Source organism: Corallococcus sp. AB038B, from assembly GCF_003668955.1.
In the GTDB taxonomy this organism is placed as follows: Bacteria; Myxococcota; Myxococcia; order Myxococcales; family Myxococcaceae; genus Corallococcus; species Corallococcus exiguus.
This window is the reverse complement of the sequence record NZ_RAWO01000014.1, coordinates 49,511-61,651: the sequence shown is the minus strand read 5'-3', so window position 1 is coordinate 61,651 and position 12,141 is coordinate 49,511. Positions and strand designations below refer to the sequence as shown.

Sequence of the window (12,141 nt, the reverse complement as noted above, 5' to 3'; positions counted from 1 at the left end):
GGACTCTTCCTTGAGGAAGGAAATTGATCCGGAGCATGGGGACTCCTTCACTCTTACCTGGGGTGGACGGCCCGCTCCCGTGAACCCAGGGCTGTCCTGGAGTCTTCCTTCTTCATCGGAGCAACCCATGGGCGTTCTCACCAGGAACAACGTGAAGGTGAAGGGGCAGGGCGCGCAGGCCATGGTGTTCTCCCATGGCTTCGGCTGCGACCAGAACATGTGGCGGTTCGTCGCGCCCGCGTTCGAGCGGAACTCCCGCACCGTGCTCTTCGACCACGTAGGGGCTGGCGGCTCGGATATCGCGGCCTATGACCGCAACCGGTACGCGACGTTGCAGGGATACGCCGATGACGTCCTGGAGATTTGCCACGAACTGCGTCTCGAGCGGGCGGTCTTCGTCGGTCACTCGGTGAGCGCGATGGTGGGCGTGCTGGCGGCCATCAAGGAGCCGGAGCGCTTCGACAAGCTCGTGCTCATCGGTCCCTCGCCCTGCTACATCAACGACGGCGAGTATGTCGGAGGCTTCTCGCGCGAGGACATCCTGCAGTTGTTGGAGTCGCTCGACGACAACTACCTGGGCTGGTCCAGCACGATGGCGCCCGTCATCATGGGCAACCCGGACCGGCCCGAGCTTGGCACGGAGCTCACCAACAGCTTCTGCCGCATGGATCCCGACATCGCGAAGCAGTTCGCGAAGGTGACCTTCCTTTCCGACCACAGGGCGGAGCTTCCGAAGGTCAAGACGCCTTCCCTCGTGCTCCAGTGCTCGAACGACGTCATCGCGGCGGAAGCAGTGGGCGAGTACGTGTGCCGGCAGCTGCCTCGTGGACAGCTGGTCAACCTCAAGGCGACCGGACACTGCCCGAACCTGAGTGCCCCAGAAGAAACGGTCGCTGCGATGAAGCCCTTCCTGGGCTACTGAAAGGGGACGATGCAAGGGAGCGCTGACACGGAGCAGGGGAAGGAGGCTTCCGAGGACTCGGCGGAGGAACTCTACGAGAACGCTCCATGTGGCTACCTCTCCACGAGCCCGGAGGGGCGCATCATCAAGGTCAACCAGACCTTCCTGACCTGGACGGGCTACTCCAGGGAGGCTTTGCTCGGAGGCAAGCGGTTCTGGGAGCTGCTCACGGTCGCGGGCCGCATCTTCCACGAAACCCACTACGCCCCCCTGCTCCAGATGCAGGGCTTCATCCATGAGCTCTCGCTGGACCTCGTCTGCGCAGACGGCCGGCAGCTGCCTGCGTTGATCAACTCCGTGCAGAAGAGAGATGCGTCCGGAAGGCCCCGCTCCGTCCGGACGACGCTCTTCAACATGACGGATCGCAAGCGCTATGAGCGCGAGCTGCTGCTGTCCCGCCGGAAGGCGGAACAGCTGGCCCAGGCCAAGGCGGCGCTGCTCGCGACCCTCAGCCATGAGATCCGCAACCCCCTCAACGCCATCACCGCCGCCACGCGGCTGCTGGGGATGACGCCGCTCTCCGACAAGCAGTCGAAGTACCTGCGCATCCTCGGCTCCGCGTCCGGAAACCTGCTCGCGCTGGTCAACGACATCCTGGACTGGAGCAAGATCGAGGCAGGCAAGCTCTCGCTGGAGCAGCGCGAGTTCTCCCTGCGCGAACTGCTCGGCGACATCCTGAACGGCCAGGCCGCCCGGGCCGAGGAGAAGCGGCTGCTGCTCCAGATGGAGATCGACGAGCGGCTCCCGGCCCGTCTGCTGGGGGACCCCGTCAAGCTCGGGCAGATCCTCACGAACCTGGTGAGCAACGCCCTCAAGTTCACGGAGAAGGGTGGGGTCAAGGTCAGCGTGGCCCTCCGTTCCCGGGACGGCGATGCGTGTGACCTGTCCTTCCAGGTGAGCGATACGGGGATCGGCATTCCACCGGACCGCCTGTCCGTCATCTTCGAGGAATACGCCCAGGCGAACTACGACATCGGGATGAAGTACGGCGGGACGGGGCTGGGCCTCTCCATCAGCCGGAAGCTGGTGGCGTTGCACGGCAGCAAGATGGTCGTGGAGAGCGAGGTGGGAAGGGGAACATGCTTCTCCTTCGACCTGCGCTTGAAGTCCGGGGCGGGGGGGACCGCCGCCGGCGCGGCTCCCAGCAGCGAGTCGTCTCCGCGGGCCCTGCGGGGCCTGAAGGTGCTCGTGGTGGAGGACAACGAGGTCAACACCTACGTGCTTGCCCGTTGGTTCGAGCACTGGGGGATTTCGTTCGACGCCGTCAAGAACGGGCGCGAGGCGGTGGAGCGCCTCCACCAGGGGGGCTACGAGCTCGTCCTCATGGACCTGCACATGCCGGTGCTGGATGGCTACGACGCGTTGAAGGTCATCCGGCAGCTCCCGGACGAACGGCTCCGCCAGATTCCCATCATCGCCATCTCGGCCTCCACGCGAGCCTGGCAGGAGAGCAAGGTCCTGGCCTCGGGGTTCACGGACTTCATCGGCAAGCCATTCGACGAGGGCGTCCTGTTCAGCAAGATGGCGCGGTGCACTTCGCGCGAGGCTCCAGCGGCGCCCGCGCAGCCGCCGGAAGCGGCCCCCCGCGCCCCCGGGGCCGCCGCGGACTCCCTGGTCCTGGCGCCTGACTTCAGCTTCACGAAGCTCCGGCAGTGGGCGGCGGGAGATGCTCAGGCGAGCGCGGCGCTGGCCCGCTCCTCCATCCAGACGCTGGAGCAGGCCCGGCCGGCGCTCACGGCGGCGCTCAAGCAGGGCGCCCGCGACGAGTACGAGCGCGCGTGCGAGGGCATCACGGGGACCCTGCACCTCCTCGAAGCGCACGGGCTCGCGGCAGCCCTCCGCCGTGCCCGGGCATTGCTCACCGGCAACGCCCCGGACTCCACGCGGATGCAGGCCGCGGTGTTCGCCATCGACTGGGAGGTGGAGAACCTCGCCGGAGCACTCGTCGCCATCGCGAGCGAAGCCGGCGCCTGATCCGCCGGAGCAGGAGCGCCCGGCTGGCACATGGAAGCTCCGTGGCTCCGTCTCCCGGCCAACCCTCGCCTGGGAGACGGCATCGCGCGCCATGGACGAGCGGCTACGGTGCGCCGCCGCATCCATGGCCTCTCCGTCCCTCGCCAATCCCTCCCTGACGCTCGGCCTGTCCCTGGTGGCCGGCATCCTTGCGCAGCTGTTGGCCCGGCACCTGAGCGTGCCCGGCATCGTCGTGCTGCTGTCCGCGGGCGTGCTCCTGGGGCCGGAAGGCGTGGGGCTCATCCACCCGGCGTCCCTGGGCCCCGCGCTCCAGGCCGTGGTGGGCTTCTCCGTGTCCGTCATCCTCTTCGAGGGCGCGATGAGCCTGGACGTGCGCAAGCTGCGCCGCGAGGCCCGCTCCATCCAGAGGCTCGTCACGCTCGGCGCTGGCGTCACCGCCGTGGGCGGCACGCTGGCCGCCCGCGCCCTCATGGGCTGGGACTGGAAGGTGTCCGCCCTCTTCGGCACCCTGGTCATGGTGACCGGCCCCACGGTCATCACCCCCCTGCTGCGCCGCGTGCGCGTCACCCACCGCGTCGCCACCGTGCTGGAGGCCGAGGGCATCTTCGTGGACGCCGTGGGCGCCATCATCGCCGTGGTCGCGCTGGACATGGCGCTGCACGCGGAAGAGGGGCCGTGGCTCCTGGTGAGCGCGCTGGGTTCGCGCTGGGGCGTGGGGCTCGCGGTGGGCGGCGTCACGGGCCTCCTCATCACGGTGGGCCTGCGCAAGTCCTCCTGGGTGCCGGAGGACATGACCAACGTCTTCGCACTGGCCCTGGTGCTGGGCGCCTTCCAGGTGAGCAACGCGCTCTCGCCGGAGAGCGGCGTGCTGGCCGCCATCGCCGCGGGCCTCGTCGTGGGCAACGGCAAGGTGCCCGCCCGCCGCGAGGTGCTCGCCTTCAAGGAGCAGCTGACCCTGATGCTCCTGGGCATGCTCTTCATCCTGCTGGCCGCGGACATGCGGCTGTCCCAGGTGACGGCGCTGGGCTGGCGGGGCCTCTGCACCGTGCTCGTGCTGATGCTGGTGGTGCGGCCCGTGGCCGTCGCCGTGTCCACCGCCGGCTCCGGCCTGTCCCGCAACGAGAAGGCCTTCATCGCGTGGCTGGGCCCGCGAGGCATCGTCGCCGCCGCCGTGGCGTCGCTGTTCGCCACGCGCCTGGGCGCCCAGGGCGTGCAGGAGGGCCAGGCCCTGCGCGCGCTGGTGTTCCTGGTCATCGGCGTGACCGTGGTGGTGCAGGGTCTGTCCGGCGGGCTCGTGGCGGGGCTGCTGGGCGTGCGCCGCGTGGTGCCCCGGGGCTACGTCCTCCTGGGCGCCAACGCGCTCGCGCGGCAGGTGGCGCACGCACTCCAGGCGAGGGAGGAGGCCGTGCTGCTCGTGGACTCCAGTGACGCCACGCTGAAGCGCGCGCAGCAGGAGGGCTTCCGTGTCCTCTTCGGCAACGGGCTGGACGAACGCACGCTCCTGCGCTCGGAGCCCGAAGGCCGCCAGGGCTTCGTGGGGCTCACCCACAACGAGGGCGTCAACCTGCTCTTCGCCGAGCGCGTGCGTGCCCTCCTGCGCACCGCTCGCAGCTATACGGCCCTGCACCGGGGCCACGTCGGCGTGTCTACGGACACCGTGAGCGCCACGGGCGGCCACATCCTCTTCGGCGCGGAGCGCGACCTGGATGCCTGGGTGGCCCGCTGTGAACAGAACTCCGTGTCCCGTGAGTCCTGGCGCCTGGAGGCCCCACAGGTGGCGGCCATCCTGCCTCCCGCCACCGGCACCCTGGAGGAGGCGCTTGTCCCGCTCGTGCTGGAGCGTCCCACGGGCACCGTCCTCTTCGACGAGTCCGCCGTCCCCGTCGCCGGTGACCGCGTGGACTTCCTTGTCGCGCACGGACGGAAAGATGAAGCCCACGCGTGGCTTTCCTCCCATGGCTGGCGGCCCGTGACGTCTGACGTTCCAATCCCAGACACTCGCCCTCCCCCTGGACCGAGAGACCGTTGAACAGTTCTCACGGGTTGCGTGAAATGCCCGGACCGGCCTCGGACCCGGGCGGATGTCCCGCCGCGGCTCCAGAGAACGGGTAGGAGGCGTTCATGCGGCTGCCCTCGGGCGTCGTCACGATGCTCGCCGTGGTGCTCAACTCCGGCGTGGGACTGGCAGCACCTCCCCCTTCACAATCCGCGAACGCGACACCGCCGCAGCTGCCGCCGGGCGTCTCCGCGACGCTGTGGCGGCTCGCGGTGCCCAAGGGCTCCGAGCCCACGCCGGAGCGGGTGGCGCTGGGCGAGAAGCTCTTCCGGGAAAAGCGCCTGTCGGTAGACAACACCGTGGCCTGCATGACGTGCCACGAGCCGGAGCTGGGCTTCACCGACGGCAAGCCGCTGTCAGAAGGGGTCAAGCAGCAGAAGGTGGCGCGCAACAGCCCCACCGTCCTCAACGCCCTCTTCAACGCCACCCAGTTCTGGGACGGCCGCGCGGCCACGCTGGAGGACCAGGCGAAGCTGCCCATCCTCAACCCGCGTGAGATGGGCATGCCGGACCCGGACACCGTCATGAAGAAGGTGCGCGGCATCCCCGAGTACGTCACCGACTTCCAGAAGGTGTTCGGCCGCGAGCCCAACTTCGACGACCTGGCTGTCGCCATCGCCGCGTTCGAACGGATGCAGTTCTCCGGCGACGCGCGCTTCGACAAGTTCATCACGGGCGACAGCAAGGCGCTCACCGCGTCGGAGAAGAACGGCTGGGCGCTCTTCAACGGCAAGGCGCGCTGCAACTCCTGCCACGCGGGCAACGCCGTGTCCCCGCTGTTCAGCGACCAGAAGTTCCACAACATCGGCGTCGCGGCGCACAAGCAGGACTTCGTCACCCTGGCGCGCAAGGGCGTGCAGGTGGTCCGCACTGGCGACGAGAAGCAGATCGACGAACTGGCGCTCAACTCGGAGTTCTCCGAGCTGGGCCGCTTCCTCGTCACCAAGCAGGAGAACGACGTGGGCTCGTTCAAGACGCCCATCCTGCGCAACGTGGGCATCACCGGCCCGTACATGCATGACGGGTCGCTCACCACGCTGTGGGACGTGATGGACCACTACAACAAGGGCGGCGTGGCCAATCCCTACCTCGATGGGGGGATGCAGCGGCTGGGGCTCACGGAGCCTGAAATCGACGACCTGGTGGCGTTCCTCTTCACCCTCACGGACACGAAGTTCGACAAGCTCAACAAGGAGCAGCTGGCGAAGCAGCGCGCCCGGAAGAACACCCGGCCGGAGCGGGACAACGCCATCGCCCTGGGCAAGAAGGGCAACCTGGGCGACCTGGCTCCCAACCCGGACCTGAGCGTGAAGAACCCGGCGGACCTGGGCTTCTACGGCGATGTCACCCCGGTGACGAACACCAAGCAGCGGTAACGGAGGCGCGCCATGGCAAACAAGTTCCAGAGCATCGAGACGAAGCACTACGCCGAACGCGACGCCTTCTTCGAGGGCCTGAGGAAGCTGGACCGCCGCGCCTTCATGCGCGTCGCCGGCATCTCCGCCGGCATTGTCGCGGGCATGGGCAAGCTCACGCCCAACAGCTTCCAGTTGGTCAACGTGGCGGAGGCGCAGGGAGAGAAGCCGAAGTTCTCCTTCGCGTACATCTCCGACACGCACCTGTATGAAAACAAGCTCAACGACCGCTTCGTGCGCGCCATCCTCAAGGCCGTGGACGACGTGAACGCGCTGGACCCCCAGCCGGACTTCGTCCTCTTCGGCGGAGACCTGGCGCAGCTGGGCCAGGCGGGTGAGCTCAAGCTGGGCGCCCAAATCCTCAAGTCCGTGAAGGCCCCCATCAAGATGATGGTGGGCGAGCACGACTGGTTCCTGGACATGGGCGAGCTGTGGCGCGACTTGTTCGGCGCGCCCAACTACTCCTTCGACCACAAGGGCGTGCACTTCGTGGTGCTCAACTCCATCCACGAGAAGGACTTCTGGACGGAGCGGAAGCTCTCTCCCATGGAGCGCATGAAGATCGTCGCTGGCCTGGACAATGGCATCCAGTCCCGCTTCGAGGTCGGCGCCGAACAGCGCCAGTGGCTCCAGAACGACCTGTCCAAGGTGGCGAAGACGACGCCTGTCATCGTCTTCAGCCACTCGCCGCTCTACAAGTATTACAAGCCCTGGAACTTCTGGACCGACGACGCGGACGAGGTGCAGGCCATCCTCAAGCCGTACGAGAAGGTCACCGTCATCCACGGCCACACGCACCAGTTGCTCAGCAACCGCATTGGCAACATCTCCTTCCACGGGATGCTGTCCACCGCGTGGCCGTGGCCGTACGCGCCGGAAGGACTGCCCTCGCTCACGGTGCCCATGAACCGCGCGGATCCGTTCAGCCAGTTCGACGGCTGCGGTGACGGCCGCATGGACGTGCTGGAGTCGGGGCTCGTGGACAAGGTCTACAACCTCTGGCAGCGCGACCCCATCACCGTGCGCGCCAGCTACCTGGGCTCCGGTGGCAAGCAGTCCGCGCCCCCCAAGCCCAAGCTGCCCACCTACTAGGACCGGAAGAGGAACTCCCTCCCATGAACCTGCGAATGAAGTTGCTCGTGGTCCCGTGCGCGGCCCTGTCCTTCGCCGGCGGCGTGGCGCTCGCCACGTCCCCGGAGTCGAAGGCCGAACCGCTCCCCAAGCACGTCCTGCCCGCGTCCAAGGATGGCAACCTGGTGCTGGGCCTGTGCGACGGTGAGACGTCCATGGAAGTGCAAGGCGTGAAGGATGGGCAGAAGCTCACCCGCGCCCAGGCCATCACCGCGACCGCGCAGTTGATGGATGACTGGCGCAAGAAGAACCCGGACGCGAACTGGGACGATGTGCCCGGCCCGGTGCTGGCGCAGGCCACGCCCCCGGCCACGAAGAAGTCCCCCACGCCCGCGCCCCAGCCCAACCCCGGCTCGAAGCCCTCGGGCAACGACGTGCGCCAGGGCGGCGTGGGCGCGGAGACGGGCGCGAAGGCGGTGCCCCAGCAGCAGAAGGCCAACCTCCAGACGGGCCACACCTACGGCGCGTATTCCGAGCGCGACGAGCAGGTGTGGGCGGACTCCGTGCAGGCGGCCGTGAAGGAGGGCCACCGCGTGTTCCACGACGCGGACGCGCTGGGCGGAACGGTGGGCGTGTCGTGCGACATGTGCCATCCAGACGCGGCGAACACCCACCCGGAGACCTACCCGAAGTACCAGGTGCAGCTGGGCCGCGTGGCGCTGCTGCGCGACATGATCAACTGGTGCATCGAGAACCCGGTGCGCGGCAAGCCGCTGGCGGACGGCGACCCGAAGATGCGCGCGATGGAGGCGTACATCTATGCGCAGCGCAAGGGCGTGAAGCTGGAGTACGGCAAGCACTGATGCCTGAGCGGGACCTCGGGCCCCGGGCGCTTCGTGCGCTCAGGGGCCCAGGTTCAGGTCCAGGGCGGTGTAGGCCGCGCAGAACGGATACGCGAACAGCAGGCTGTAGGTGATTTGCAGCGGCGTCAGGTGCCGCCGGTCGATGACGCCCTTCGTGGGGCCGCGTTCATCCCGGTGGCTCAGGTATGCCCCCAGCGCGAAGGACACCACCCCCGACACGAGCCATGGGTTCATGGGGGGAAAGCATCAAGCGCGCTCGGGAGGGGACGCAAGCCAGTCCCCGTCACATTCGGCTGAGGAAGAAGCGGACCAGGATGAACAGCGCCATCGCGTAGGCGTACCCCAGCAGGACGCGACCGGCGATGCGCTGCGGCGTCGGTTTGAGCGGCCCGGCCTCTGGAGGCGGCGCACGGCGCTGGTCGCGCATCACGAGGAAGCGCCCCAGGCCGAGCGCGACGATGACGGAGATGATCACGAGGTCGAAGGCGCCCATGGCGCGGGAGCTTCGGACAATGGCCTGACGGGATTCAAGGCAAGTGGCATGCCGCACCCCGCCAGTGGCGTACCGCACGAACCGGTCCAACAGATTTCCCCTGGCCCAATGGGGTTCTCCCCCCGGCCGCGGTTGCCCCGAACTTGTCCGACAGTCGGACAGGTTTCTGCGGGTGGGACTGAGAGGAGGCCCCGGCCAGGCCACGGTGGCCCAAAGCTGTCCGACAGTCGGACAGGTTTCCCTCACTCGGATCGAGCGCAGCCCAGCACTTGTCGGACAGTCGGACAGGTTTCCTCGGCTCGGGTGTCGGAGGTCTCAGTCGCGGTGGCCCAAAGCTGTCCGACAGTCGGACAAGTTTCCGCTGGCCGGATGGATGGAGGTCTCGGCCGCAGTGGTCCGGAGCTGTCCGACAGTCGGACAGGTTTCCTCGGCTCGGATGGAGCGGAGGCCCGCGAACCGAGGTGGTCCGGAGCTGTCCGACAGTCGGACAGGTTTCCTTGGCTCGGATGGAGCGGAGGCCCGCGAACCGAGGTGGTCCAAAGATGTCGGACAGTCGGACAGGTTTCCGCTGGCCGGATGGATGGAGGTCTTGGCCGCGGTTGCCCCGAACTTGTCCGACAGTCGGACAGGATTTCTCGGCTCGGGTGTCGGGGGCCCTGGATGCGGTGGTCCAGAGCTGTCCGACAGTCGGACGGGTTTTGGCCGCGCGCCGCCGCCGGGGGCTCGCAGGGCTCTTACCTTCTCATCGGTGGGGGCAGCCTTCAGGCCTGAAGGCCTGGCGGGACGATGGATCGTGGAGCCCTTACGAGGTCGAAGGCAGTCATGGCTCGGCCGCTTTGGGCCATGGCCTGACGGGATTCAGGGCTTGGGGTCTTGCCTTCCCCCCGCCGGTGCCCGGTTGAATGCGGGCCATGTCCCTCGTCCCTGTCACGGACCCCAGCGGTTTGCTGGAGCGCGCACCGCGTCTGGCGGAGCTGCTGCCGGATGCCGCGCTGTCGGAGGCGCTCACGCGGGGTGATGCGTGGGCGGTGCACGCGGTGCTCTCACGCCGGCTGGAGCACGAGCCGCCTGGTCCCATGCGGGAGCTGCTTGCGGCGCTGGTGGAGGACCGGGGCGCCTTCGTCATCGCGGCACGGTCGCCGGAGACGTCCTCCGTGCTGGGGACGGGTATCCGGTGGAAGGGCTCGCCTCCGCGCGGCGCCGCGCCGGACGCGCCCTTCGTCGCCGAGCGCACGGTGACGGTGCTGGGCATTCCGGTGTGGCCGATGGACGGCTACCTCGTGCGCACGGACGGCAAGGCGCGGGTCCAGGTCATCGGACAGGTGCCGCCCTCGCCGGGCAGGTCGCGCCGCCGCGCGGTGGCCCTGGCTGGGATGGCGCTGGGGCTCTGCGGCCTGGTGGGGCTGGGCGCGGTGTGGCTGGACGCGCGCAGGATGCGCGCCGTGACGGTCGTCAACGGCCTGTCGCGCCCCGTGGACGTGCGCATCGGCGGCGAGCACTGGGTGGTGGCGCCCGGGACGCAGGAGCAGGGGCGCGTGAAGATGGGAGACGGACCGCTCCATGCGGTGACGACCTGGCCCGGCCAGGAGTCCGTCATCGAGGACGTGACACTTCCGGTCCAGGGCGAGCACATCCTCTACAACGTGAAGGGCGCGGCGATGCTGGAGGCGGTCCCTGAGGAAGGGGTCGTCTCCGCGGGCCCCTACGCCAGGTCCCTTCCGGAGATCGCCTCGGTGCTCCAGCCGGGAGAACAGCTCTCCGTGCAGTCCGCGAAGTGGGAGTCCGCCGCGCGCCTCTACGCGGAAGAGGGGCGCTGGCAGGCCGCGGGCCGCGTGGCGTCCGCCGTCGCGGAGGTGGAGCCGGGCAATACCGTCGCGCGGGAGATGGCCGCGCGCGCATGGCTCTTCGTGGACACGCAGGTGCCCGCGAACCTGCCGGCCGACCTGCGATGGCGCAACACGCGCGACTTCGCGGCGATGCTGATGCACACCTGGCAGGAGGACCCGGCCGCGCAAGCGCTGGCGCTGTCGTTGATGCGCCACATCGGCCAGGGGTCCCAGGCCCGCGCACGCTACGCGGAGCACGCGCAGCAGCATCCGGACTCACCGCTGGCGGCCCTCTACCTGCAGCGCGCGAGCCCTCCGGACCCGGGCTCCGCGGACGCCGTTGACGCCTACTCGAAGCTGGCGGAACGCTTCCCGGACTCGCCCGACGTGATCCGCGCGTGGTTGGAGGCGCGGTGGCGCTTCGAACTGGAGCACCCGTCGGACGCGGACCGGGGGGACGGCGTCGGACGCCCGCCGTACGAGGTCGAGACGGCGAGACAGGTGAAGGCACTCGAGGAGAAGCACCCGCCAGAGACACTGGAGGCGCTGGAGCTGGACGTGCGCATCCTCTTGCGCGCACAGCTGCGAGACGCGGCCACCACGCTGGTGCGCCGCTACGCCGAGGACCTGCGCCGCCGGACCTGGGACTTCCTGGTGCTGGCCGGACGCACGGCGGAGGCCGCCGGGCCCGAGCACACGTCCTACGTGATGCGCGACTGGATTCCCGCCGACCTCGCGCGGCAGCCGGAGCGGATGCTGCTGCTGGACCTGCTCACCGGCCAGCGCTCGCCGAAGGACGCGGAGCTCGCCGCGCTGGCGTCCCCTGAGGACCGCTCCATGCTGCGCCTCACCCGGGATGTGCTGGTGGATCCGAAGCGCGCGCTGAAAGAGGCCGACGGCGACCCGCTCGTCGTGCTGCCCCGACTGGATCCGGAGATCCTCACGCTGCTCGCCCTGGAGTTCACGCGCACCGGCGATGCCTTTGGGAAACGGCTCTTCAATGTCTCTCTGCCGCTGATGCTCGCGCGCGAACCGCTGCGAAACCACGTCCTGTCCGTCTCGGGTGTCCCGGGACCGGACTTCCTCCGCCTGCCCCCGGGCCTGCGCGCCGCCGCCACCCTGGTCCACGCCCGGCGCGAGGCGAAGGAGGGCTACCCGGTGTTCACGGAGCGGTTGGACGGTCTTGCCCGCATGGACGCCCTGGGCGGCTTCTCGGTCCGCGCTGCTGGCCCCTGGATGCGGCGCGCGTTCGACGCCTGCATGGACACGAAGGTGGAGCAGTCCCTGCCTCCAGGCATCCTCTTGAGGGGTGACCTTGTGAAAGAGCAGGCCCGCCAGGAGGACGACCGGGAGGGCCGCCGCCCCAACTGCGAGGCGCGCATCGTCCGGCCCACGGGGCTGTCGCTTCCCCGGACCGCCGCCACGACGACGCCGTAGAAACGCGAACGGCGCCGACCCTTGAAACCGGGTCCGGCGCCGTCA

General features: G+C 68.9%; 9 protein-coding genes. 7 read left to right on the top strand and 2 right to left on the bottom strand.

Annotation, left to right across the window (positions count from 1 at the left end):
* The first annotated feature begins 127 nt into the window (after positions 1–127).
* From D7Y04_RS35870 to D7Y04_RS45270, 6 genes are all read left to right on the top strand, one after another.
* Positions 128–922, top strand: a complete 795-nt coding sequence (locus D7Y04_RS35870) for an alpha/beta fold hydrolase (protein ID WP_121762245.1) — start codon at positions 128–130, stop codon at positions 920–922.
* A gap of 9 nt (positions 923–931) precedes the next feature.
* Positions 932–2,935: a PAS domain-containing hybrid sensor histidine kinase/response regulator gene (locus D7Y04_RS35865; RefSeq protein WP_121762244.1), complete on the top strand. Its 2,004-nt coding sequence runs from the start codon at positions 932–934 to the stop codon at positions 2,933–2,935.
* A gap of 124 nt (positions 2,936–3,059) precedes the next feature.
* Positions 3,060–4,964, top strand: coding sequence for a sodium:proton antiporter (locus D7Y04_RS35860; RefSeq protein WP_158627646.1), 1,905 nt, complete (start codon positions 3,060–3,062; stop codon positions 4,962–4,964).
* A gap of 92 nt (positions 4,965–5,056) precedes the next feature.
* Positions 5,057–6,367 carry a cytochrome-c peroxidase gene (locus D7Y04_RS35855; protein ID WP_121762242.1) on the top strand — a complete coding sequence of 437 codons (1,311 nt, stop codon included), beginning with the start codon at positions 5,057–5,059 and terminating at the stop codon, positions 6,365–6,367.
* Positions 6,368–6,379: 12 nt separating this feature from the next.
* The gene (locus D7Y04_RS35850) at positions 6,380–7,498 is read left to right on the top strand and encodes a metallophosphoesterase (RefSeq protein WP_120598361.1); all 1,119 of its coding nucleotides are present in this window, start codon (positions 6,380–6,382) and stop codon (positions 7,496–7,498) included.
* A gap of 23 nt (positions 7,499–7,521) precedes the next feature.
* The gene (locus D7Y04_RS45270) at positions 7,522–8,340 is read left to right on the top strand and encodes a c-type cytochrome (RefSeq protein WP_199749787.1); all 819 of its coding nucleotides are present in this window, start codon (positions 7,522–7,524) and stop codon (positions 8,338–8,340) included.
* Between the two features lie 39 nt (positions 8,341–8,379).
* Here D7Y04_RS45270 and D7Y04_RS35840 read toward each other — a convergent pair whose 3' ends face one another.
* The gene (locus tag D7Y04_RS35840) at positions 8,380–8,574 is read right to left on the bottom strand and encodes a hypothetical protein (RefSeq protein WP_121762241.1); all 195 of its coding nucleotides are present in this window, start codon (positions 8,572–8,574) and stop codon (positions 8,380–8,382) included.
* A 49-nt stretch (positions 8,575–8,623) separates the two neighbouring features.
* A complete protein-coding gene (locus D7Y04_RS35835) occupies positions 8,624–8,833 on the bottom strand; it encodes a hypothetical protein (protein ID WP_121762240.1) in 210 nt (69 codons plus the stop codon).
* 911 nt (positions 8,834–9,744) lie between these two features.
* On the opposite strand from D7Y04_RS35835, the gene D7Y04_RS35830 reads away from it, so the two are divergent.
* The gene (locus D7Y04_RS35830) at positions 9,745–12,096 is read left to right on the top strand and encodes a hypothetical protein (RefSeq protein ID WP_120598365.1); all 2,352 of its coding nucleotides are present in this window, start codon (positions 9,745–9,747) and stop codon (positions 12,094–12,096) included.
* Positions 12,097–12,141: the final 45 nt, after the last annotated feature.